Annotated in this window: 18 protein-coding genes and 1 pseudogene; 11 read left to right on the plus strand and 8 right to left on the minus strand. The window is 43.8% G+C overall.

The genetic code is table 11. The annotated features are described in order from the left end of the window. Window positions 1-28: 28 nt before the first annotated feature. Window positions 29-703 carry a cyclase family protein gene (locus tag FSB76_RS18000; RefSeq protein WP_147055711.1) on the minus strand — a complete coding sequence of 225 codons (675 nt, stop codon included), beginning with the start codon at window positions 701-703 and terminating at the stop codon, window positions 29-31. A gap of 67 nt (window positions 704-770) precedes the next feature. Next, the gene (locus FSB76_RS18005) at window positions 771-1,817 is read right to left on the minus strand and encodes a PDDEXK nuclease domain-containing protein (RefSeq protein WP_147055713.1); all 1,047 of its coding nucleotides are present in this window, start codon (window positions 1,815-1,817) and stop codon (window positions 771-773) included. A 153-nt stretch (window positions 1,818-1,970) separates the two neighbouring features. Between FSB76_RS18005 and FSB76_RS18010 the strand changes: the two genes are divergently transcribed. From FSB76_RS18010 to FSB76_RS18045, 8 genes are all read left to right on the plus strand, one after another. Next, window positions 1,971-3,065, plus strand: coding sequence for a FecR family protein (locus tag FSB76_RS18010; protein ID WP_147055715.1), 1,095 nt, complete (start codon window positions 1,971-1,973; stop codon window positions 3,063-3,065). A gap of 220 nt (window positions 3,066-3,285) precedes the next feature. Next, entirely contained in the window at window positions 3,286-6,564 is a 3,279-nt protein-coding gene (locus tag FSB76_RS18015; RefSeq protein WP_158642922.1) for a TonB-dependent receptor, read from the plus strand. A 20-nt stretch (window positions 6,565-6,584) separates the two neighbouring features. Beyond that, window positions 6,585-8,144 (plus strand): RagB/SusD family nutrient uptake outer membrane protein, encoded by a 1,560-nt coding sequence (locus tag FSB76_RS18020; protein ID WP_147055719.1) that lies wholly within the window; start codon window positions 6,585-6,587, stop codon window positions 8,142-8,144. A 128-nt stretch (window positions 8,145-8,272) separates the two neighbouring features. Further along, a complete protein-coding gene (locus tag FSB76_RS18025; protein WP_147055721.1) occupies window positions 8,273-10,360 on the plus strand; it encodes an alpha-L-arabinofuranosidase C-terminal domain-containing protein in 2,088 nt (695 codons plus the stop codon). 1 nt (window position 10,361) lies between these two features. After that, window positions 10,362-11,849, plus strand: coding sequence for an arabinan endo-1,5-alpha-L-arabinosidase (locus FSB76_RS18030; protein ID WP_147055723.1), 1,488 nt, complete (start codon window positions 10,362-10,364; stop codon window positions 11,847-11,849). Window positions 11,850-12,150: 301 nt separating this feature from the next. Continuing rightward, window positions 12,151-14,124: an alpha-L-arabinofuranosidase C-terminal domain-containing protein gene (locus tag FSB76_RS18035; protein ID WP_225976242.1), complete on the plus strand. Its 1,974-nt coding sequence runs from the start codon at window positions 12,151-12,153 to the stop codon at window positions 14,122-14,124. A 330-nt stretch (window positions 14,125-14,454) separates the two neighbouring features. After that, window positions 14,455-15,462, plus strand: coding sequence for a family 43 glycosylhydrolase (locus tag FSB76_RS18040; RefSeq protein WP_147055725.1), 1,008 nt, complete (start codon window positions 14,455-14,457; stop codon window positions 15,460-15,462). A gap of 202 nt (window positions 15,463-15,664) precedes the next feature. Further along, entirely contained in the window at window positions 15,665-16,648 is a 984-nt protein-coding gene (locus tag FSB76_RS18045) for a glycoside hydrolase family 43 protein (protein WP_147055727.1), read from the plus strand. 5 nt (window positions 16,649-16,653) lie between these two features. On the opposite strand, the pseudogene FSB76_RS18050 reads toward FSB76_RS18045, so the two are convergent. After that, window positions 16,654-16,908: pseudogene (locus tag FSB76_RS18050) on the minus strand (type II toxin-antitoxin system YafQ family toxin); the annotation flags it as partial. 35 nt (window positions 16,909-16,943) lie between these two features. Further along, complete coding sequence (locus FSB76_RS18055; RefSeq protein ID WP_147055730.1) at window positions 16,944-17,141, minus strand: hypothetical protein; 198 nt, start codon at window positions 17,139-17,141, stop codon at window positions 16,944-16,946. A gap of 186 nt (window positions 17,142-17,327) precedes the next feature. On the opposite strand from FSB76_RS18055, the gene FSB76_RS32185 reads away from it, so the two are divergent. Together FSB76_RS32185 and FSB76_RS18060 are read left to right on the plus strand one after the other, a co-directional pair. Beyond that, on the plus strand, window positions 17,328-17,492 hold the full coding sequence (locus tag FSB76_RS32185; RefSeq protein ID WP_158642923.1) for a hypothetical protein: 165 nt from the start codon (window positions 17,328-17,330) through the stop codon (window positions 17,490-17,492). 2 nt (window positions 17,493-17,494) lie between these two features. After that, window positions 17,495-17,953, plus strand: coding sequence for a nucleotidyltransferase (locus FSB76_RS18060; RefSeq protein WP_147055732.1), 459 nt, complete (start codon window positions 17,495-17,497; stop codon window positions 17,951-17,953). Window positions 17,954-18,037: 84 nt separating this feature from the next. Here FSB76_RS18060 and FSB76_RS18065 read toward each other — a convergent pair whose 3' ends face one another. Both FSB76_RS18065 and FSB76_RS18070 read right to left on the minus strand, forming a co-directional pair. Then, a complete protein-coding gene (locus tag FSB76_RS18065; RefSeq protein WP_147055734.1) occupies window positions 18,038-18,847 on the minus strand; it encodes a lysophospholipid acyltransferase family protein in 810 nt (269 codons plus the stop codon). Window positions 18,848-18,983: 136 nt separating this feature from the next. Further along, window positions 18,984-19,517 carry an RNA polymerase sigma-70 factor gene (locus tag FSB76_RS18070; RefSeq protein WP_158642924.1) on the minus strand — a complete coding sequence of 178 codons (534 nt, stop codon included), beginning with the start codon at window positions 19,515-19,517 and terminating at the stop codon, window positions 18,984-18,986. A 278-nt stretch (window positions 19,518-19,795) separates the two neighbouring features. Between FSB76_RS18070 and FSB76_RS18075 the strand changes: the two genes are divergently transcribed. Continuing rightward, window positions 19,796-20,050, plus strand: coding sequence for a hypothetical protein (locus tag FSB76_RS18075; RefSeq protein ID WP_147055739.1), 255 nt, complete (start codon window positions 19,796-19,798; stop codon window positions 20,048-20,050). Between the two features lie 69 nt (window positions 20,051-20,119). Here the strand turns inward: FSB76_RS18075 and FSB76_RS18080 are convergent, their stop codons facing one another. Both FSB76_RS18080 and FSB76_RS18085 read right to left on the minus strand, forming a co-directional pair. Then, window positions 20,120-20,335 (minus strand): hypothetical protein, encoded by a 216-nt coding sequence (locus FSB76_RS18080; RefSeq protein ID WP_147055741.1) that lies wholly within the window; start codon window positions 20,333-20,335, stop codon window positions 20,120-20,122. Between the two features lie 22 nt (window positions 20,336-20,357). Next, complete coding sequence (locus tag FSB76_RS18085; protein WP_147055743.1) at window positions 20,358-23,990, minus strand: ABC transporter permease/M1 family aminopeptidase; 3,633 nt, start codon at window positions 23,988-23,990, stop codon at window positions 20,358-20,360. Window positions 23,991-23,993: the final 3 nt, after the last annotated feature.

Below are 23,993 nucleotides of genomic sequence, written 5' to 3' on the forward strand. Positions count from 1 at the left end.
GCTTTGTTAACACCATGAAGCTTCCTCATCAGCCCGTCACCATCGCGTAAGCCCTTACCGGGAAGGTGCCTACGCCCTTAAACTTAGGTGGTACAGCGTTAAATTTATAACCATCCGGGGGGAGTTTGTCCAGGTTGCATAAATGCTCCACTATCAAAATGCCGGCACCCAATAATGTGGTATGTACCGGCCGGCTCTTGCCTGTAGTATCATCAATATTATGGCTATCTATACCCACCAGTTTTACTTCCTGCTCCTTTAAATATTGAGCAGCTTCGGCGGTAAGGTAGGGGTGGCTTTCAAAATAGGCGTCGGTATTCCAGTGTTTGCTCCAACCGGTAAATACAATTACGGCCTTACCCCGCACATCTTTATCACTAAAAAAATCGGCGCCAATTGATGTTGCATTGCAGGCATTTACGGTGATGGCCTCAAGGTTGGCAAATTGTTCAAGGGAAACTTCGGCCAGGTCGGCGCCATGCTCAAACCGGTGGAAAGGGCAATCAATGTATGTGCCCGTATTTGTTACCATTTCAATTTTCCCTATCTGGAACTCTGTGCCGGTTTCATAAAGCCCTCTTGATTTTTCGCGACTTAAATAATCGCAAATGATGGGTGCCGGCAGGCCTTTATAGGTTATTAATCCGTCGAAAATGATGTGACTCAGGTCTATCAGTTTGGGTTTGTTGTTGGATGGCTTCATTGGCTGCGAGAACTGATGGTTTTTGGGTGGATTTAACTTTACTGGTGCTTTAATATAATATATCTGTTTATTCCAGCTGTCTTTTAAGAGCTTCTTTGCTCGGTAATACCGCTTTATACTCTTTGGCAAATATTTGATTGTTATCCTCCGGAAGAGTGAATTCTATAACCGTTCTGTTTTCCTCTTTGCAAAGAATTATACCTATTGTTGGGTTTTCATCCTTCGTTTTTATTTTTCTGTCGTAAAAGTTTACATACATCTGCATCTGCCCGATATCCTGGTGGGTTAGCTTTCCAATCTTTAAGTCGAAAAGTACAAAGCATTTTAAAAGCCTGTTATAAAAAACAAGATCAACAAAAAAGTTATCTCCTTCAAATGTGAACCTGCGCTGCCTTCCTTCAAATAGAAACCCTTTACCAAGTTCCAGCATAAAATGCTCTAACTTATCTATAATGGCGGTTTCAAAGTCACTTTCAGAGTATTTACTTTCTTCCTTTAACCCGAGAAACTCTAACACGTAATGGCTTTTAAGTGCGTCGGCAGGCTTTTCTACTATTTGCCCTTTTGTTGCAAGCTGTTTAACTCCGTCTTTATCTTTGCTTAAAGCTAACCTTTCAAATAACGCTGAATTGTATTGCCGCTGCAATTCTCTTACCGACCAATTATTTCCCGCCGCTTCTATTTCATAAAAGTTACGTTCATCTTCGTTTTTAATTTTAAGGAGCTGGATATAATGAGTCCAGCTTAAATGAAATGGGATGGTTAATTCCCCAGACACTGTCTGGGGAATTAATAACTGATTGAATTTCCCAATCACTGATTGGGGAATTCGATGGCGGTAAATAATATAAAAGCTTCTCATGTATTCCAGGTTTGACAAGGAATACCCCTTTCCAAACTCTTTATTCAATCCATTACTTAAATGCGTCAATGTTTCTTTAGCATATTCAGCACGTTGGCTTCCTTGCTGCTCATCTTCTACAATCATTTTACCTATTTGAAAATAAGTAAGGATCATAGCTGCATTAACATTCCTGACGATATAATGCTGTGTTTCGGCTATTATGGTTTTGATATTTTCAAAAAGCGGGAAAGGATTGTTTTTTGATTTCATTTTTACATGCTGCTATTTCAAAACTAATAAGAATCATTATACCTACGATAGATGTGGCCAACAAAAATCGCAAGCTGATCTTTTTTAAATAATTTTCATTTTCCACCAGGGTATCCTCATTAATTACAGTCTTTACAAATAGAGACATAAATAATGATCAACAATATCTGGATACTTATTGGTAAAAAGTTAAGTGGGGAGGCTACCGCCGAGGAGTTGGCCGAACTTGAAGAACTTTTGCGACAAGGCGGTACCGATTTATATCCGGTTGATTTGCTGGAAAATTTATGGCGCGAAGAAAATAAAATAAAAGCCGACGACAAGCTGGAAGCCAAATGGGCTGCCTTTGAAGATAAGCTTGATACAGCCGATAAAGCAGAGGCCGACGAGTTGGCCCAATCAGAAAACCAGGAACACGGTAAATCCAAATCGGGCATTATTAAGTTTCTTAAGTTTTTCTCGATGGTAGTGGCCGCCTGTTTTGCGCTGCTGTTTTTTGTGATAAATAAAAAAGATGCAACAGGGCCTGTTAAGTCAAACCAAATAACTGCCCCACAAAACGGTATCAGTAAAATTCAGCTGTCTGATGGCACCAGGGTATGGCTAAACGCCGGCAGTAAACTGGTTTATGATGCCAGCTACGGGCTTGAACAAAGAAAAGTCACGTTACAGGGCGAGGCGCTTTTTGACGTGGTTAAAGATGCTCAGCACCCGTTTATAGTTACCACCTCTACAATCAGCATTAAAGTACTGGGCACCCGGTTTAATGTAAGGGCCTATAATAACGATAAAACATCCGAAGCATCGCTGATACATGGGCGCATAGAATTAACCATCTTAAAAACACCCGAGAAAAAGATCATTTTAAAAGCCGCCGATAAGCTCACCATCAATAATGAGCAGCCCGTTTTAACCGGCAAGGCTTTAGTGCCATCAGACAAAAGCATAACCGAAGAAACGCCATTGATGGTTTTGGGGCAGATTCACCAGGCCAAAAAAGACACGCTGCCTTCTGAAGCCATGTGGGTTGAAAATAAGCTTGCTTTTGACGCCGAAGACTTTGAAAGCCTGGCCAAACAACTGGAACGCCGCTATAATGTTACCATTGTTTTTAAAAACGATGAGCTTAAAAAACTAAGGTTTACCGGTAAGTTTAAAAACGAAACCATAGGCAAAGCTTTAAAAGCATTAAAAACTACAACCTATTTCCATTATAAAACCGACAATAATCAAGTTTTAATTTATTAACCATTAAACCATTAATTAACAGCCTATGCTTAAATAAGTATCTAAACTGAAAGCCAAAAAGCGGAAGAATGTTCCACCATTCCCCCGCTAATATGGTAAAAGTTAACTACCAGCCCTTTTGAAAACCAAATAGTTAAAACAACCTTAATGCTAAATTATGAAAAAAAATGTACCCCGCATTAACCAAGTGCGGTTAAACCAATTTTTGAAAATATTTCTTATGTTTAAATTTATCCTTGCCCTGGTGATTGTATCGTCATTTCAGGTTTTTGCAAAAGGATATGGCCAGACAGTTATCAATGTTAATTTCCAGAATGTTACCTTAAAAAAGGCGTTCAAGGAGATCGAAAAAAAATCTGACTACCGCTTTTTGTACAACGACGATATACTGGCAAAAAATGAATTGCCCGCCAGCCTTAACGTTGCCAATGCATCGTTAGATGAAACAATGGCCGCCCTGCTTGCCAAAACAAACCTGGTTTACAAGTTAAGCGAAAATAACCTGGTGATACTGTCAGAAAAAGGTGCCACGGTATCGGTACTTACCGTAACCGGTAAGGTTACCGATGAGGCAGGCATGCCTATGCCCGGCGTAAGCATCAAAGTAAAAGGAACAAGCGCCGGCTCGCAAACCGATGTTCAGGGAAGGTATGTGTTAAACATTCCGGATGCCAGCGCCAGTAACGTGGTATTGGTGTTTTCGTTTGTAGGCTATACTACGCAGGAGGTGCCTTTGAACGGTAGCTCGTCGCTTAATGTTCAGCTTAAAGCATCGTCAAATTCATTAAACGAGGTTATTGTTGTTGGGTACGGATCGGTAAAGAAGAAAGACCTTACAGGTTCTGTATCGGTAGTAAACGTTGATAATGCCAAAAAAACAGCATCATATGATGTGGCCAAGCTATTACAGGGCCAGGCAGCCGGTGTAAGTGTACAGGGATCTGGCGAGCCGGGGGGCTTTGTACAAATCAAAATCAGGGGTATATCTACATTTGGTAACAACAGCCCCCTGTTTGTTATTGATGGCGTGCCCATTGATGCGCCGTTTGATTTCCCTACCGATAATATAGAAACCATACAGGTATTAAAAGATGCGTCAGCAGCAGCAATTTATGGTTCGCGCGCGGCTACAGGTGTGGTTATCATTACATCTAAAAAAGGCAAATCGGGCCCTTTAAAAGTTAATTATAATGGCTATTACGGCCTGCAAAATATTGCCAAACGGATGGATGTTACCGATAGGGTAGGTTATCAAAAAATAACTACCGCAGCGGAGTTAAATGCCGGCTTAACCATTGCCCCGGCAAATGACCCTACAAATGCTGCTTTCATCAGTAAAACCAATACCGACTGGCAAAAAGAAATGTTTAAAACCGGTAAAATACAGGATCATAACCTGAATTTATCCGGCGGCAGCGATGCCATAAGCTATAACGTTGGCCTTGGGTACTTTGATAACACCAGCACATTATCAGGTCCGCAAAGTTACAAGCGCTATAACTTTACCGGCAGTTTCCAGGGTAAAAAAGGCATATTTAGCTTTGGCGGTAAAACAGCCTACACTCAATCGCATAAAAACAACCCGGCTATCACAAGTTCGCACGCGGTATTTGGCGGTGGCCTTACCAGCATGTTAACTGCTATACCTACCATGCCGGTTTATGACCCTAACAGGCTGGGCGGCTACGGCGGCAGCGATAACGTAACCCAAAGGGCTATTACCCTTAACGTTATTGGTATGAATAACCTGGTAACCGACTACAGCAACCGTAACCGCATGTTCGGCAATTTTTGGGGCGAGCTGGAACTGGTTAAAAATCTTAAATACAAGGTTAACGTAAGCTACGACCGTACCGATTATGAGAACTTTCATTATGAACCCTCATACGACCTTGGTTTTTATTACCTGAATACCAAATATTACCTTAACGATCAAAACGGGAACGCGCATACCGGCCTGGTTGAAAATACCTTATCATACCAGCTAACCGCAGGCAAACACAAGTTTGACGTTTTGGCGGGTACATCATACCAGGAAGATCATAACCAGTTTGTTACCGGTACAGCATCGGCAGCCGGCAGCCTTCAGTTTTTTACCTTCGGTTCCATTGCCGATCCAACCTCAAAAGGTTTAGATGGGTATAAAGATGCCAGCACCTTGCTATCATACTTTGGCAGGTTAAACTACAACTACGATAGCCGTTACTTGTTAACCGTAAACTTCAGGCGGGATGGCTCGTCAAGGTTTGGTCCTAAAAATCGCTTTGGTAACTTTCCTTCAGTTGCTGCTGCCTGGAATGTGGGTAACGAAAAAGCTTTTCATTTACCATCATTCATCAGCAGCTTAAAGCTCCGCACCGGTTATGGTGTATTGGGTAACCAAAATTTTGCCAACTACATGTACCAATCGTACATCAATGGCAACGCCAGCTACCTGTTTGGCAATACCCTTGCACCTGGTGCAACTACAGTGGCTGTGAGCGATCCTAGCATTAAATGGGAGTCTACATCAACTGCTAACGCAGCTATCGATTTTGGCTTCTTCCAGGATAAACTGGCATTTACCGCCGAATATTTTTATAAAAAATCTACCGATATCCTGGCGGGTATTCCGCTGCCTTTATCGGTGGGTTCGGTACCTGCATCGGTAACTACCAACGCGGCATCAACAGAAAATAAAGGTGTTGAGTTTTCTGTGAGCTATCGCGAAAATATTGGCAAGCTGCAATTGAATGTTACTGCCAATGCCAATACACTTAAAAACAAAGTGTTAAAATTGGGCGGCACCAACAACCCTATATACGGCGCAGGCAGTAAAACAGAAGTTGGCCGCGAAGTAGGCGAGCTATATGGCTTTGTTACCGAAGGTATATTCCAGAACCAGGCCGATATTACCAGCCATGCCACCCAAACATTGGCAGCGCCCGGCGACGTTAAATTTAAAGATGTGAACGGCGACCATGTGATTACCGATGCCGACAGGGTTTACCTGGGTTCGGTAATTCCGAAACTATATTACGGCTTAAACGTGGGCGCATCGTATCAAAACTTTGATGCTTCGTTCTTCCTGCAGGGCAGCTCTGGCAACAAAGTATTTAACGGTGTATATCATGATCTGATGGTTGGCCAGTACGGCAATTCATCAACAGCCGAGCTGAATTTTTGGACGCCCACAAACACCAATACCAACATCCCGCGGCCAATCATTGGCGATCCTAACGGCAATGCGCGTTTCTCTGACAGGTTTGTGGAAAGCGGAAGCTATATCAAATTACAAAACGCGCAGTTAGGTTACACCATACCTAAAAATATTTTAAATAAAACACATGTTTTCAGCAGCTTAAGAGTGTATCTGTCTGGTCAGAATTTATTGATCATTTCTAAATACCGTGGCTACGACCCTGATTTTATAAGCGACGGTTTATTTAGCCGTGGCTACGATTACGGATCGTTTCCAAATCCAAGAACGGTTATGTTAGGTGTACAGGTAGGATTGTAAAATTTATTAAAAACAGAGTCATGAAAACAAACACAAAATATTTTATATGGGCATTCGCAGCTGTAGTATGCCTTAGCGCCTGTACTAAGAAGTTAGACCAGGTAAACCCAAATCAGCAAACAGCGGCGTCATTCTGGAAAACGCAGGCCGATGCCATCGCGGGCTTAAATGCGGCTTATGGCAGTTTAATTATTGATGGTACTTACATGCGTTTTACACCCGCTATGCTGGATATAAGGGGCGATGATGTACGCAGCAACAGCCCGTGGACAGCATTTTATAACATTGGCCGTTTTGCGTTGGGTACTGCCGATGGCGCAGGCTACGGCTGGGCTTATGGTGCGTATTACGAAGGTGTGGCCCGCGCCAACCAGGTGCTGGATAATGTGCCTAATATTACAATGGATGCTGGTTTAAAAAGCCGCATACTTGGCCAGGCCCATTTTTTAAGAGGATTGTACTTTTTTCACCTGGTTAACTTTTTTGGTAAGGTATCATTACCTACCCATTATGTAAAAACATCGGCCGATTATTTTGTAAAACAATCAACCGAGGCCGAAGGCTGGAAACAGGTAGAGGATGATTTTACCGCGGCTGCTGCTTTACTGCCGGCATCCTATACATCAACCAATGGCCCCGATGCAGGGCAAATTGGCCGCGCAACTAAAGGCGCCGCCATGGCATTCCTGGGCAAAGCTTTATTGTTTAATAAAGATTTTGCCGGCGCCGCTACGCAGTTTAAAGCGATTATTGACGCAAACGTGTACAGCCTTGTTGCAAACTATAAAGACAACTTTACCGAGGCCAACGAAAATAATTCTGAGTCGATTTTCGAAGTTCAGTTTTCACGCGATGCCGGGGGAACCGACCTTGGCTGGGGCGGTGCGCCGGTATCAACCTGGGGCCGTACATCGGCAAGGGCTATTACATTTGCTCCGCGTAGTTTTGGGTGGACAGACGTGCAGCCTACATTTTCGGCATTGAATGAATACATGATCGAAAAAACGGTTGATGGCAACGTTGACCCAAGGGTTGATGCCACCATTTACTACAACAAACCGGGCGAAACTTTATATGGCCAATCGTTTTTTGAAAGGTACAAGAATAACCCTGCCGATTTGAACGATATATTTTGCCGCAAATATGAAAACGGAGATACCCGTGCCGATGAATTTGACTGGCGCTCGGGCATCAACGAAAGGATTATGCGTTACGCCGATGTATTGCTGATGTATGCTGAGTGTCTGAACGAGACCGGCCAGACAGCACAGGCTTATCCGTACATACAGATGGTGCGCACCCGTGCCAAACTGCCCGATTTGGCAACTACCAAACCAGGCATGAACCAGGCCCAGATGCGCGACCAGCTTGCACACGAAAGGTTGTTGGAATTTTGTTTGGAAGGCCACCGTTTTGATGATATCCGCCGTTGGGGATGGTTGCAGGATCCGGCTAAACTGGCTTTATTAAAATCGCGCGACGCCGAGTTTAATACTTACCAGGCCGGTCGCGAATATTACCCTATCCCGCAATCAGAAATTGATAACAATCCTGGTTTTAAACAAAATGCTACTTACTAAGCAAGGTTAAATATTATGCAGAGGCGTAAATAAGCGCTTCTGCATAAGAGTAAATAATTCAGGTTAGGTTAAAGCTGTGCCGTTTTTTATAAACGGTGCAGCTTATTTAACTCCAAAAAAAATTTGCGGTGATAAAAAAACTTTGCTTTATAATTTGCATATGCCTTGCGTTTCAGCAACGGGTTAATGCGCAATCCATAAATCAAAAGGAAGCCGTTGTTGATGTTACTATTGATGCGGACCATAAAGGGCCGGTAATATCAAAACTGGTGTACGGGCAGTTTATTGAATTGTTGTTTAATTATTTTGAAGGTGGCCTGTGGGCCGAAATGCTGGGCGACCGGAAATTCTTTTACCCGGTAAACTCAAATGAAAAATTAATACCCGGTAATTCCCGTAACTATTTAGGCCGATGGAAGCCGCTTGGTCCCGATGCGTTTGTAAAAATGGATAGCGCGAACGTCTACACAGGGGAGCATTCGGTTAAAGTTATCATGGAAAATAAGGCAGCACACGGTATACAACAAGGCGGCCTTACTTTTTTTAAAAATAAGGCTTATGCCGGTTACGTAATTGTTAAAGCCAAAAAAGGCACCACAATAAATATAAATATTACTGCTGATGATAATTTAGGCAACCTGAGCATCGCGCTTCCGGTGATAACCAGCGGGTTTCATAAATATCCTTTTAAGTTTAGGGCAACTACAGGCAAAGCCACTTTTCAGGTTTCGGCAAAAGGTAATGGTTTCTTTAATATCGGCGCGGTTTCTTTAATGCCTGCCGATAATGTACAAGGTTTCAGGGCCGATATTTTGCATGATTTAAGGGAGATGAATTTGGGCATCATCCGCTGGGGCGGTAATGCATCATCCGGTTATGATTGGCGCAATGGTATCGGCGAGAGGGACAAACGAGCCCCCAAATATGATTACGCCTGGAGCGCCATGGAATCAAACGATGTTGGTACGGATGAATATATGACCCTTTGCAAGTTACTGAATGTGGTGCCCTACATTGGCGTAAATGCCGGTTTTGGCGAGGCATATTCAGCTGCTCAATGGGTACAGTATGTTAATGGTGCGGCATCAACTCCAATGGGTAAACTGAGGGCCCAAAACGGGCATCCGCAGCCCTATAACGTAAAATGGTGGGGTATAGGTAACGAGATGTATGGCGAGTGGCAACTGGGCCACATGCCTATAAAATATTACGTGATAAAACACGAGGTTTTTGCCCGGGAAATGAAAAAACAAGACCCATCAATTATCCTGGTGGCATCCGGCGCATCGCCATTTGAAATGGGTGCGACATCGGTATATGTTAGTCACCCCGAAATTGCACATGTGCCGTATAGCTACGGCTCGGAGCAGGATTGGTCGGGCAATTTGCTGGCCCGCGATGCCAGGTACATGAATTTTATAGCCGAACATTTATACCCCATATCCGATTCGGCCTACAACGAAAAAACGCAACGGTTTGATCATGTAAACGATTCGTTACCGCAACGCATCAGGCGCCTGCCCAACCGTATAAAAGGGGCGACAGAAGCTTTTGAACAATACCTGAACACTATCCCCGAAGTTAAAAGCAGGAACATCCTGATGGCGATGGACGAATGGCGCATGAAAGATGGCTGGGGATTGGAAGACGCGCTGGCAACTGCCGAAGGTTTTAATGAAATAGCCCGGCATACGGATATTATCAAAATGTCGGCCTATACATCTACAAGCGCGCCGCTGGGTTTGCTGTACAACGCAACCGCAAGCGCCATGCAGCCCAATGGCCTGGTTATTAAACTATATGCCGATCATTTTGGCAGTATCCCGGTAATGGTAAGCGGTAATGCCGATCAGCCCCAAATTGCCGGAACCACAGGTGCCGACAGGCCGGCTGTTTCATCGGGCAGTAGCACCTATCCGTTAGATGTAATGGCCGCGCTGACTAATGATGGTAAAAAAATAACCATCGCGGTGGTTAATCCAACAAGGCAAACACAAACGCTGCATATACTATATAAAAACATAAGCATTGCCGCCGACGGGCAAAAATGGACTATAGCAGGCAGCGATTTAAAAGCCATCAATGTGCCGGGAGCTAAACCAACAATCGGCATTATACCATCAGCAGTAAAAAATGCCGGTCAGGTACTCATCACCTGGCCTTTAAGCGTAACACTATTCGAACTCAACATAAACAATTATAAAACCGGGAAATAGCATGATGAAGAAAGCAAAATACCTATTGGCAACAGCAGCATTAGCAATAGTAATGTTATCCTGCTCAAAAAAGGAAACACCTGCGCCAGCCAAAACAGATACAACTACAACACCGGTGCCCCCCGCAGCTTTTGATATCAATTCCATTACGGATACCTATGCCGATATCTCGGCTTTTACTTATTACCCAAAATGGACAGTATACAACGTACACGATCCATCCATCAAAAAATTTGGCGATTATTATTATTGCTACAGTACCGATGTTGGTTTTGGGATAGATGTCCGGTCGGGCCTGCAAATCCGCCGGTCAAAGGATTTGGTGCAATGGGAATTTGTGGGCTGGGTGTTTTCAACATTACCGGCGCAGGGTTCGGCGTATATCACAGGCAAGGGTGGTACGCCGTTTAACTCGTTATGGGCACCCTATGTAATGAACGTAGGGTCAGAATACCGGCTGTATTATTCCCTGTCATCGGCCGTAGCGCGTTTAAGCGTTATCGGCATGGCAACCGCCACATCGCCCGAAGGGCCGTGGACCGAAAAAGGGGTAGTGGTAACATCGGCCAATGATGCATCCATCCAAACCAACGCCATCGATCCAACGGTCGTAACCACCACCGCAGGCGAGCAGTATATGTATTACGGTTCGGCATGGGATGGTATTTATATTTTAAAGCTGGATGCTTCAACCGGCCTTGCGGCATCTCCCGGCGATAAAGGCAAACGCATTGCTAACCGTGGTTTTACGGGTGGCAAATACAATGGCAACATTGAAGGCGCCGAGGTGATTTACAATCCCGACCTGAAAAAATATTTCCTGTTTATCAGTTACGATTGGCTGCAAACCAAATACAATGTTAGGGTGGGCAGGGGCGATAGCCCAACCGGTCCGTTTTATGATTATAACGGGGTGGATATCAATACCAATGTTGATCATGGGCCGATGGTTTTGGCACCATACCAGTTCAACGGCCATGGTGGCTGGCAGGGAACCGCGCATTGTGCCGTATTTGACGATGGCAGCGGGCAATATTTTATGGCGCACCAGGGCCGGCCGGGCGTTAACTCCTATTTTATGGATCTTCATGTTCGCAAAATATCATGGACACCTGATGGCTGGCCGGTTGTATCGCCGGAGCGTTATGCCAATGTTGCCCAAACAGCTATTGCCAGTGCCGATATAGCAGGTACTTACGAAAAGATAACTTTAGGTTATCATGTAGTGGTAGGTTACGGCACCGAGCAAACCAATCCCGATTTCCAGGTAGCTACTACCTTTAAACTGGATGCCGCCGGTACCATAGATGGCAACGCTACCGATACCTGGACTTACGCATCGCCTTATATCACCTTAAAGTACGCTGCAGGTGCCACCTACAAATTAAAAGTTGAACGCGAACGCGACTGGGAAAACAAAGTTGCATCAACGTTAATATTTACCGGGCTGGATAATGCTGGTATAGCTGTTTGGGGGAAGAAGAAATAGGTAGTAACAAGTTGTAGGATATATTCATTCTCACTTATAAATTGGTTACCTATAACACGTTCAATTTTCCTGTCATCCTGAGGTACGAAGGATCTATCAGCCATGCATAACCGATAGAAAAGTTCACGAGAGATACTTCGTTCCTCAGGATGACAGTAGTTTATTTTTAATGTCATTTCCTCCGACAGAACCGCAGATTTTATAACCCGAAATGATATTTGTTTATTTTTTAAATAATGATTGTGAAAATTACACTTATTAATATTTTTTTGTAGTTTTAGCGTACCAATACAAACCAACAATGATCAGGAAAGCTTTTTTTACTTTTTGCGGTGCAGGCATGCTTTTATCGGCACAGGCGCAAACGCCCCGGGTTTATACCATACAGGCCGATAAAATTAAAACACCCATACAAAAAACCATGTACGGTATCTTTTTTGAAGATATTAACCAGGCTGCCGACGGTGGTGTGTATGCCGAATTAATAAAAAACCGGTCGTTTGAGTTTAACATGCCTATGATGGCCTGGGACGATCATAAAAAAGACGGCGGCGAAGGCCGGGTAGAAGTAATTAACCGTGCTACCGAAAGGCCGGAAAACCCTCATTTTATAAAAGCCTATGTAACATCAGAAACCGGATCATTCGGTTTGGAAAATGAAGGCTTCCGTGGTGGAACCGGCATTAAGGAAGGCGAAACGTACAGCTTTTCGGTAATGGCAAGGCAAAACGGCGACAGTAATGTAAAACTGAATATAGAATTGCATGGCGATAATGATGCCATCATTGGCAAAGCCGATTTGAGCGCGCCCGATAAAGAGTGGAACCGTTACAGCGTAAAATTTACGGCATCGGCTACAGCAAAAAAAGCGAAGGTTTATGTTTGGCTAACAGGCAAAGGCGTTATCGACCTGGATATGATCTCGTTGTTTCCTGAACATACCTGGAAAAACAGGCCGGGAGGCTTACGCGCCGACCTGGTACAAAAGCTTGCCGATATTAAGCCTGGCTTCCTGCGTTTCCCCGGCGGATGTATTGTAGAAGGCCGCGAACTGAATACCCGCTATCAGTGGAAAAAAAGTATTGGCGATATTGACAAACGCACCAACATTATTAACCGCTGGAACACCGAATTCGCACATCGCCCGGCGCCCGATTATTACCAAACTTTTGGCCTGGGCTTTATGGAATATTTCATGACAGCCGAAGATATCGGCGCATCGCCGCTGCCTATCCTGAATTGCGGTATGGCCTGCGAGTTTAACACATCCGAAATGGTTCCGTTGGATCAGCTTGATCCTTATTTACAGGATGCACTTGATCTGATTGAATTTGCCAATGGCGATGTGAATACCCAATGGGGCAAGTTACGTACTGATCTTGGCCACCCGGCACCTTTTAACCTGAAATTGATTGGTGTGGGTAACGAGCAATGGGGCCCGCAGTACATTGACAGGTGGAAGATATTTACCAAAGCCATTAAAGAAAAATACCCTGATGTGAAAATTGTATCGGCCTTAGGTCCGTTCCCTAAAGGGCCGGAGTTTGATTTGCTGAACAAAACTTTCCGCAGCCTGGGCGCTGACATCCTGGACGAACATTATTACGCGTCGCCAAAATGGTTCAGGGACAATGCCCGCCGTTATGATAATTACGACCGCAAAGGGCCAAAAATATTTGCCGGCGAATATGCCGCGCAGAGTGTACAAACAGGTAGCCCGCTAAACAAAAATACATGGGAATGCGCCCTTGCCGAGGCAGCCTTTATGACCGGCCTTGAACGTAATGCCGATGTTGTTAACATGGCATCATACGCGCCACTTTTTGCCCATGTAGACGGCTGGCAATGGACACCAGATTTGATCTGGTTTGATAACCTGAAAAGCTACGGTACGCCAAACTACTACGTACAGCAGTTGTTTTCGCTTAACAAAGGTACCGATGTGGTACCCCTGATGCTGGGCAACGAGTCGGTCGCCGGGCAAGACGGCTGTTATGCCACCGCCAGTTTGGATAAAAACACCAACGAGCTGATCATCAAATTTGTAAATACTGCCGCCACGGCCCAAAATGTAAGCTTTAAAATAGACGGTGGAAACTACCAGAAAAAAGCTACGGTGATTACACTACACAGCGAAAAAGGCAGCGACGAAAACTCGTTGGATAACCCAACCGCGATAAGCCCGGTACAAAGCAACATCGCGGTAAGCGGCAAATCGGTAAATGTTAACGTGGAGCCTAATACGTTTAAAATAATCAGGTTGAAGAGTAAGTAGGAACTGAGTTTATGTCATTTCGAAACGAGGCACGAGTGAGAAATCTTATACGCTTTGCATCCTAATTAGCTTGTGAATGTAAATTGTTCAAGATTTTTAGCAATAGGTCAAGAGAGGGTTTCTTACTCGTCCCTTGTTTACGGATGACATACCCAATTTTCCTGTCATCCTGAGGTACGAAGGATCTATCAACTGTACATGACCGATAGAAAGTTCGCAAATAGATCCTTCGTTCCTCAGGATGACAGTCTTTTATTTTTAAATGTCATTTCCCCATTAGAATCCGCGGATTTTATCACTCGGAAATGACAACTAATTTCAAACATCATTTTGAAAAAACTAACCATCGCCATCCTTTTAATAACCTCCTGCATTATCACGCATGCGCAGGAGTTAAAAACCGATATATCGGTGCATGATCCGGTGATCATGAAGCAGGATAGCGCGTATTATATTTTTTGCACCGGCATGGGTATATCCATGTGGTCATCGGCAGATAAGGTGCATTGGAAACGTGAACAGCCTGTGTTTACAAGCGCGCCACAATGGGCGGTTGATGCTATCCCCGGCTTTAAAGGGCATATCTGGGCACCAGATATCTCGTATTATAACGGGCTTTACTACCTGTTTTATTCGGTATCAGCATTTGGCAAAAACACGTCAGCCATTGGTGTGGCTACCAATACCACTTTACATCCTAATGATCCGGCTTATCAATGGGTTGATCATGGTAAAGTGATCCAATCTGTGCCCGGTAAAACCAATTGGAATGCTATCGACCCTAATTTATTTACCGATAAAGATTGTACGCCTTACCTGGTATTCGGCTCGTTTTGGGATGGACTGAAATTGGTTAAGCTTAATAACGACAGGTTAAGCGTTGCCGAAAATATAGATAATATCCCAACCATTGCAACGCGCAGAAAAGTGGTTAGCGAAAACCTCCCCGCTGTGGATGGTAACCCGGTTGATGCAGGTGGTAACGCCATTGAAGGCCCGTTTATTTACAGGCATGATAAATACTTTTACCTTTTTGCATCGATAGACTACTGCTGTAAAGGACCTAAGAGTACTTACAAAATGATCATCGGCCGTTCAAAAACGTTAAAAGGGCCTTATCTTGATAAAACCGGCCTGGCCATGAACAAAGGCGGCGGCAGCATTTTATTGGAGGGCGATAATAAATGGTATGGCGTAGGCCATAATGGTGTTGCCCGCTTTGACGGCGACGATTACATCATTTACCACGGTTACGACGCTGCAGATAGGGGTATATCCAAATTACAATTAAAAAAATTGAGCTGGGTTGATGGATGGCCGGTGATAGGGGAACGGTAAAAAAACGATAAATAAAAGTTGCGTCATTGCGGGTATCCACCAGGTAAAACCTGAAAAAAATCGTTATGACGTGCAACGTATATAGTTAAACGAATGTTCTAAACAACCGTCATTGCGAGGTACGAAGCAATCCCGAACTATGTGGGACTTAGCATGTAGGAGATTGCTTCGTACCTCGCAATGACGATTTATCTAATACATTATGAAAACATCAAAATACCTGCTTGTACTATCACTAACACTATGCTGCCTCGCTTCGGCCCAAGCGCAAACTGTAAAATCGGATACCGTTATCCATACCGACGGCAACCCAATCATTCGTCATGAATTTACGGCTGATCCTGCCGCTATGGTATACAAAGGAAAAGTATACCTGTATACCGGACACGACGAGGCCCCAGCCAACCATAACGGCTACGTAATGCACAACTGGACATGTTTTTCATCTTCGGATATGGTTACCTGGACAGAACATCCTTCGCCGATGAATGTGAAAGATTTTACCTGGGCGCGGGATGATGCCTGGGCATCACAAGTAATTGAGCGCAATGGCAAATTTTACTGGTATGTAGCGGTTGAGCACGCTACTATACACGGCAAAGCCATTGGTGTTGGTGTAAGCGATAGCCCAACCGGCCCCTTTAAAGATGCCCGCGGGACGGCCCTGGTTACCAACGATATGACCAAAGCCGTTAAACACTCCTGGGACGACATAGACCCATCGGTTATTATTGATAAAGACGGGCAGGCTTACCTGTTTTGGGGCAACGGCATTTGCTACTACGCCAAACTAAAGCCCAACATGACCGAACTGGATGGCGAAATTAAAACCATTACCCTGTCGCACTATACCGAAGCGCCGTGGATACATGAGCGTAATGGCTGGTATTACCTTTCATACGCCTATGAGTTTCCCGAGAAAATAGCCTACGCCATGAGCCGAAATATTAATGGCCCCTGGGTTTATAAAGGCATCATCAACGAAATTGCAGGTAACTCCAACACTAATCACCAGGCTATCATCAACTTTAAAGGCAAAGATTATTTTATATACCACAATGGCGCCCTGGTGCCCGATGCAGGCAGCTTCCACCGTTCGGTATGTATCGATTATTTGTACTACAATAAAGATGGTACTATAAAAAGAGTGGTGATGACCAGCGAGGGGGTGAGTAAGGTTAAGTAAAACGGTTAAAAAAGATCGGAATGTGTGCCGGTGCGCACTAATTCAAGAAGCATTATTTGTTCATTTTCATCCCAAATAAGTAGTAGATCAGGTTTTACGTGACATTCCCAATAACCTTTATAGTCGCCGCTGAGTTTATGGGCATTGTGTTTTTTAGATAATCCGCTGTGCCCTTTTTCGGCAAGCGTAGTAATAACCTGTTGTAATAACTGTAAATCTTTAGCAGATCGTTTTCTAAGCAGTTTCAGATCTTTTAAGAATTTTGTGAGGTAACTATTTCAAACATCTTCCTTGATCAGATACTACCGAACAGTTCATCGACACTTTTGAATTTTCGTCCTTCTCCGGCTTTAAGTTCCGCCATAGCTGCAATAGTATCCGCATTTGGAATGCTGGATTGTTTTTTCACTTTAACAGTCACTCCAAGTTCCTTTAAAAATTGCTTAACAAGGCGGGTTTTATTATCTGGTACATTTATTTCAAGTATTTGCATAATAACACTTTTGTATTTAAAACAAATTTACTGAATTGTGATGAGCTTGAATAGAAACATGTTATGTTTTTATAACCCTGATGAGTTTTGCTGTTACTTTAGCTTTAGTCGTTATGCTTAAATATGTGTGTTCGTTATTTTCGCAGGTATTTTCCTTAAATTTGATAATATTTAATGGCTTAAGTTATGGAAAAAGCGAAGCAATCATTTGATAAGGCAGAGTTAGAACTTTTAAAAGAGGGTTTAAAGCGAAGCTATAAAGAGCGTTTTGAAATGGCTACCCGTTTATATAAAATACATCAAGCCGCCGGCAAAGCTTCAATAACTCATAAACCATTTATCAGTAAATAATTGTGGATGTATTTGACGAGGAAATTGTAAATTTCTGGAAAGCCCTTCAAAACCACCATGTGCAATATATTCTGATAGGTGGCTATGCTATAAATTTCTATGGATATCTGCGTTTCACAGGCGACCTGGATATTTGGCTTAACGACAATTTAGAAAACAGGCGAGCTTTACGTAAAACTTTCATAGCCTGTAATATGGGTGACTATCCGATAATAGAAACCATGCAATTTGTACCTGGCTGGACTGAATTTCACCTAAACAATAGTCTCCGGCTTGATATACTCACCGAAATGAAGGGTCTGGAGCAATACACCTTTGAGGAATGTTTGCAAATGGCCTCAATAGCCGATATTGAAAATGTAAAAATACCGTTCCTGCATATCAATCAACTGATAATCAACAAAAAGCAGGTAAACGGGCCGAAAGATCAAAGCGATGTTTTGGCGCTTGAACAGATATAGAAATTAAGGGATGATATCTAAAGGTCGTTTATTGCCGAAGTAAGGATCAAATCACATTGCATAAATGGGCTAAAGATACTACCTCTACGCAGCCTCCTCTTTTAACCCGTATGTTTTAGCCCTTAGTATAGGCAACAGTTCGTCGTTTTTTTGCTGTGCATGGAAGTCACTGGGCGATATGGGTTTACCTATGCGTACCCGAAGCACCATTCCTTTTTTATTGAAAAGTTCAGCGGGTAACATGGCTGTTTGGAGCGAAGGGTGGATGTAACGCAGCAGGCTGAAACCTAAGCCATTGTCGCCATGAAAATAGATAGGCAGCACGGGTGCGCCGGCTTTGGCAATCAGCTTTCCAACAACGGGGTGCCATTCCCTATCGGTAACACGCTGCGTTTTAAAGTCAAATGCCGAAACTTCGCCTGCCGGGAAAATGGCAACGGGGGTGCCGTTCCGCAGCTGACTCAATGTGTTTTTTAGTCCGCTGATACTTGAACCGTCTTTGATTTTTTCGAACGGATTAACTGCTATGATGTAATCGGCCAGGTTGGGCACCCGTTTAAGCAAAAAGTTACCCATAAACAGTGTGTCGGGCCTGCGCGATACCAATAAATTAAGCAGCGCCAGTGATTCAACAGCGCCATAGGGATGGTTGGCCACCGCGATGAATGCACCTGATGTCGGGATGTTGGCCAGGTCTTCTTCGTCAACCCGGATGGTGATGCCTAAAAACTGAAGCGCAAAACTGGTGAATTCAACACCCGTTAAAATCCCAGCCTGTTGCATCATATTATTAAAAGCATCTATCTTCATCAGTCTCATCAACAGCGAAGCCAAACCGGGAAGCCTGGCGGTGCCGGTAGCTTTTATGATATCGTTTTTGCTGATTAAACTCATTTGGTAAATATATGCCGGCAATGTAAAGGAATGCCCCCGGTTGTTGCTATGCTTTCTGCATGTTGACTGGGTAACGTTTTGAGAGGAAACAGTTGCTTTTGTGGCCTTATCGGTATCGCCAAAAAACAATGATGGATTATAGCAAAACGCTTTCGAGTTTTTTGAGTGCGATGGCCAGTTGTGCAAACACCGTTTTATCAGATAAGTTAAGGATGGCAGCAACTTCTTTACAAGATAAGCCGTCCTGCTTAACCATTTTAAAAATGAGCTTACAGCGTGGCGGCAAGCTATCAACAGCCGTTAAAAGAAAAGCCTGCAACTCTTTACTGATAAGCAATTGGGCGGGATCAACCGAGAGGTGAAAATAGTAAGCTTCGGCTATGTTTAACTCTTTGAGTTGTTTGGAGGTGGCTCCCCTTAAGTAATTTAAACAGGCGTTTTTTACCGTAACGTACAAGTATACCTGGATATTGAGCACCTGGCCCATATCTTTACGGTTCAACCAAACTTTAAGAAACACATCGTTGATAATTTCTTCTGCCGCCTCCTTATCTCCTAAAAACGAAAAGGCAAACTGAAATAACTTAGCAAACTGCTGTCTGTAAAGCTCGTTAAATGCAGATTCATCTTGATTAATCTGGATACGTCTGATCAAATCCTGTATACTCAAACCGGTTAATTTTCTCAGTATATGAAGTTATAAATCGCCTGTTTAGCAGTATAAAAATAAGGTATTCACAATTGCAATTTTAACAATTTAAGCCGGTTCCGTAAAAAACGTTTTCAGTAAAACTTATCGACATGAAAGTTATGGCAGTTCAGGCTTAATCATTACAACCAGTAAGTACAATTGCGCTTATGATTAAATACGCAGTTTGCAGAAAAGTAAATCAAAAATCGTGACATTCAATAAAGCATCGGCTATCCAATAATCACGACATTTATCGCATGGAATCAAAAATATTTTCTTATAAGGCCGATGGCATTGTGCTTGAGCCGGTAACCGATCAACTGAAGCTGAGCCCGGTGTTTGATCGTAAAGAACTGGTTGAAAAGATAAAAGATGTTTTAAAAGCAGATGGTTTTAAGGTTGATGAACGCAGCCTTCAGTTTAAAATTGAGGATGGGCAGCTTTTTATACAGGGCCTTGCCGGGAAGGAGCAGGAAGCCCGCTCTATCGGTTTTATGAGTGGTAAAATTTAAAGCCTGGAATGGTAATTCGGTTGTCCCTACAAAATCAGGTGCCTGCAATTTTTCATAAGGGCTGCATTGCTATGGCTTTATTTTGCCCTTAATGCGGTTAAACAGCCGTTCACTCTGCCCTTCCTCAATTTCAGCTTCGGTATTGAAAAAGGCGGTCATGGTATTTACAAAAAATGCATCTTCGGGATGGTTTTTTACCAGGTTATCAAGTGCTAAAAGCTCATCGGCGGTTGCCTCGCCGATGAGCTTTTTGATGGTAAGGTTTAGGAGTTGTTTTTGGTGCACTGGGTAAATAGTTGGCCGTTTATTAAAAATCTTTTGAATTATCGCCCATAAGCCGGTCTATCAGTTTGTTGTATGGGTCGATGCCTGCGTTTACGGGTTTGCCTTTTACAATCATGGTTATGGTGTGCTTACCGGCGGTAAGCTTATGCCGTTTAAGGTAAAGCGGATTGGTTACCAACCGGCCTTCCTTGTTGGTGGTATTGGCCCCAAACACGCCGATATCTATATAATCGTTCATGTTTTTGGCTTCTACATCATTGCCTTTTTTGTCAATCCAAACCTTACCCACATTTACTGTTAAGGTAACCTTGTACTCATTTTTCCTGCCCGTTGGCGTCGATTTTAAATCAACCAATTTATTATCGTACAACGTGATTTTTTGCCAGGTATCGGTTAAATAATATTGTAACGAATCGGGCACGTGCTTTTGCAGGTAACTGTACAAATCATTGCTGCCCGCATAAGGTGGCTTGCTTTTAAAAGCATAGGCATTTTTAAATTCGCGCAGGGCGCTGTTCAGGCTGTCTTCGCCCATTAAATCTCTTAGGGTGTACAATACCAGGCCTGCTTTGCCGCCCCATAAAAACCACTCATTTGCCTTTATCAGCGGATGTTCCCTTTCTTCCAGCCTGTGCCTGATAAAGGTGTAAAAGCTCACCTGGTCATACAATATCCATTTCATATTGTCTTTGCCATACTTTTGCTCGGCCAAAAGCAGGGCGCTATAGCTGGCAAGGCCTTCGGGTATTACTAGCGATCCTACGGTTGCGTTTGGCGCAACCTGGTAGCGCCACCATTGCTGGGCCAGCTGGCGGCCGGTGTTAAAATATACAAAATCAAACTGGTTGGGGTTTTCAAAATTGGCGTTCCAGGCATAGCGCTCGGCATAAGTATCAAGCGTACTTAACGAGGCATCGTGCGGACCAAAATCACTGGTTTCGGCCAGGCGGATATCATTGAAAGGATAGGGGCCAAATGCTTTTGAAAAATAATGCAGCCCATCCTTATATGCCATTATCATGCGGCCAATATTGGTGCTATGCCTGGGGTGATAATAAATGTCGATGTTTACCTTATGGTCAAGTTGGACGCTTTCGTGCCGGTTTGCATACCTGGCCGATACCATTGCCAGCGGGCCATAAAATTTGTTACTGGTATAACGGTAATAATTCCGGCCGTTTTGCCGCCATTGCTTCTGCAGATCGCCGGGTGCTATAGCTGTCTGGTTGGCAGCAGTGCTTACCGTAATGTCGATGCCAGATAAATCGGATGCATTGCCAGATTTGAGGGTGCTGATACCTGCCAGATCATTTTGGGCTATTTCTTCTTCATGCTTCTCGGGCAGGCCATTTTTTTTACGCTCGTAATTGCTGTTTAATTCATCATCCTCATCGTACCCCATACCGGGCAGACCACCGTTAAAAAATGTGCCGTTATGCAGTTGGTTTTGAGCATACAGACCATTCCCGAAACCCTGGTGTGCTATATAGGAATTGATTTCGAACACCGCCGAATCGCCGGGAGCCAATGGTTTTTCAAACTGATATAACCTGAATTCGGCTGTATCCTGTTTCGGCCTGAACCAGTTAAACATGCCGCGTTTGTATAAAAGCGGATAGGTAAAAGGTACAGGCCTGCCCGCTATTTTTATGGAATAGCCGGTCAGGTTGTCTCCGTCCAACAATAACTTTTCAATGGGTTTTGCGCTACGGTTAAAAACGGTGACAAAAGCCTTCACCACTTCCTGTTGCTTGTCCGGATAAATGTCGGCAAACATTTTTATGCGGGTAACCTTTGGCAAGGGCAGGCCGGCGTATTTTTTTAACGTCTTTTCGTAAACAATTGCACGGTCGTCGTTTTCGCCTTTGGTTAAAAAGTTGTTCAGGTAGCTAATGTTGTAGTAATTGTAAGCGCCTACAGCCAAAAAAGCGATGCCCACAACCGCGGTGAATAGCCTGGTTTTGGTATCAAACCGTTGGCCAACTAATTGCAGCCGCTCTTTAAAGGAACTGGTAACGCCACGGTAATAAAACAAAGCGGCTATAATGATGAGCAGTCCGCCACATAACAGCCAGTACAGGTTAAACCAGTAAACCGGCGCCTGCATGTGGCCAATACCATCCATATCTGATATGCCGTACCACGGGGTATATGAGTAAATGAGTAGGTTGTAATTGAATATCCCGGTGGTATTTAAAAAGAAAACCAGCACCCATATAGCTACCCCAACCCCGTGCGCCACAAACTTATTGTTGATGACAACATGTACCACATAAGCAAAAATCACCATCTCCAGGAAACGTGGCATAATTACCGTAAATACGTACATTAAAAAGAACGACAGGTTGTATTGATGAAAGCCTTTGATGGTTTGTACAACTAGGCCCGTTACCAGCGGCACCAGTGATAAGCCGAAACCCAATACCAGCAAGGCGATGAGCTTTGAACCATTAAGTACCCAGTTTGGCGGCGGTAAAGAATCATTAATGAAAGCATAACGCGTAACTTTATCGCGATGCAGGGTTTCGCCGGTGTAAAATATGATGATAAAGAAAATGAAGAAAGGGAAGACGTCGTTGAATATAGCCATTAACTGTACCGTACGCGGGAGATAATCGACCCCATAATCATTCATGCCCAGCCAGAATACAAAGCCCAGGAAACCCATGCCGGCCAGTAAAATTATCCAGAAATAATTATCGCGGATGATGTTGGTGAGTTCTACCCGTGCAAGGTTAAACAAGGTTTTGCGGTTGTACGAGCCGGTAAAACTAATATCGGCTTTTAATACCAATGGTCGTTTTGTTTTTGAAACCACATCATCGATTGCCGCTTTATCGCGCTTGCCGCTAAAAAATCTTTCGAAGCTGAACCGTACGTAGGTAAATATCAAAATAGCCAGGCCAACACCCGTCCATATTAACCGGTTGGCCAAAAAAGCGCCGGTAACCGGGAACAGCATCGTGTTTTTATCGGCCGATGTGGTAATGCCCGACATAAAACGTACTGCACTAAGGCCGAAAGGATCGGCATTGATAATTACTGTGGCATTACTGGTGTGCTGCAGGAAAAAAACAGAAATAAAATAACCTAAAAACAACAGGATGCCACCCGTATAAATCACCTTTACGTTCCGTGTAAGCGCCACCAGGCCAAAAAACAACGACGAGGTAAAAAACAGGTTGGGCAAGGCCATCACCAAAAAAGGGTGCAGGTAATAGATCAGTTTATTAGGACCATATTCTTTTGCATCTTTCCAGCCCATGGCCGGCCCAAGCTTTGTGCCTATATAAGCCCCGATAATAATGGAAGTGGCTATAAAAAGCATAAATACAAAGCTGCCTAAATATCTGCCCCAAAAATAGCCTGCCTTGGTAATTGGGTAGGTCAGGTAATAATCTTTAGTGTTGTTTTCAATATCCCGGTAAAGCGGTTCGCCCATGATTGATGAACTTACCAGCATCATAAACATGGTAATGCCAGCGCACCATAAAGCCAGCACAAAAGGTGCGTTGATGTGCTCCTTATCGCCCAGGGGTAACGATCCGGTGGCAAATGTCATGATGGTAAATGCAAGGGCGGCGGCAAAATAAAGATAAACCGCGGGCCTTCTGAGGCGGTTTTGCACCTCGAAAATGAATATTTTCCGAAACATAAT

The organism is Mucilaginibacter ginsenosidivorax (assembly GCF_007971525.1).
Taxonomy (GTDB): domain Bacteria; phylum Bacteroidota; class Bacteroidia; order Sphingobacteriales; family Sphingobacteriaceae; genus Mucilaginibacter; species Mucilaginibacter ginsenosidivorax.

Excerpts from the sequence above, each read along its gene's own strand:
- FSB76_RS18000 (WP_147055711.1), bottom strand. The coding sequence starts at position 703 with ATGAAGCCATCCAACAACAAACCCAAACTGATAGACCTGAGTCACATC.
- FSB76_RS18005 (WP_147055713.1), bottom strand. The coding sequence starts at position 1,817 with ATGAAATCAAAAAACAATCCTTTCCCGCTTTTTGAAAATATCAAAACC.
- FSB76_RS18010 (WP_147055715.1), top strand. The coding sequence starts at position 1,971 with ATGATCAACAATATCTGGATACTTATTGGTAAAAAGTTAAGTGGGGAG.
- FSB76_RS18015 (WP_158642922.1), top strand. The coding sequence starts at position 3,286 with ATGTTTAAATTTATCCTTGCCCTGGTGATTGTATCGTCATTTCAGGTT.
- FSB76_RS18020 (WP_147055719.1), top strand. The coding sequence starts at position 6,585 with ATGAAAACAAACACAAAATATTTTATATGGGCATTCGCAGCTGTAGTA.
- FSB76_RS18030 (WP_147055723.1), top strand. The coding sequence starts at position 10,362 with ATGATGAAGAAAGCAAAATACCTATTGGCAACAGCAGCATTAGCAATA.
- FSB76_RS18035 (WP_225976242.1), top strand. The coding sequence starts at position 12,151 with ATGATCAGGAAAGCTTTTTTTACTTTTTGCGGTGCAGGCATGCTTTTA.
- FSB76_RS18045 (WP_147055727.1), top strand. The coding sequence starts at position 15,665 with ATGAAAACATCAAAATACCTGCTTGTACTATCACTAACACTATGCTGC.
- FSB76_RS18055 (WP_147055730.1), bottom strand. The coding sequence starts at position 17,141 with ATGCAAATACTTGAAATAAATGTACCAGATAATAAAACCCGCCTTGTT.
- FSB76_RS32185 (WP_158642923.1), top strand. The coding sequence starts at position 17,328 with ATGGAAAAAGCGAAGCAATCATTTGATAAGGCAGAGTTAGAACTTTTA.
- FSB76_RS18065 (WP_147055734.1), bottom strand. The coding sequence starts at position 18,847 with ATGAGTTTAATCAGCAAAAACGATATCATAAAAGCTACCGGCACCGCC.
- FSB76_RS18075 (WP_147055739.1), top strand. The coding sequence starts at position 19,796 with ATGGAATCAAAAATATTTTCTTATAAGGCCGATGGCATTGTGCTTGAG.
- FSB76_RS18085 (WP_147055743.1), bottom strand. The coding sequence starts at position 23,990 with ATGTTTCGGAAAATATTCATTTTCGAGGTGCAAAACCGCCTCAGAAGG.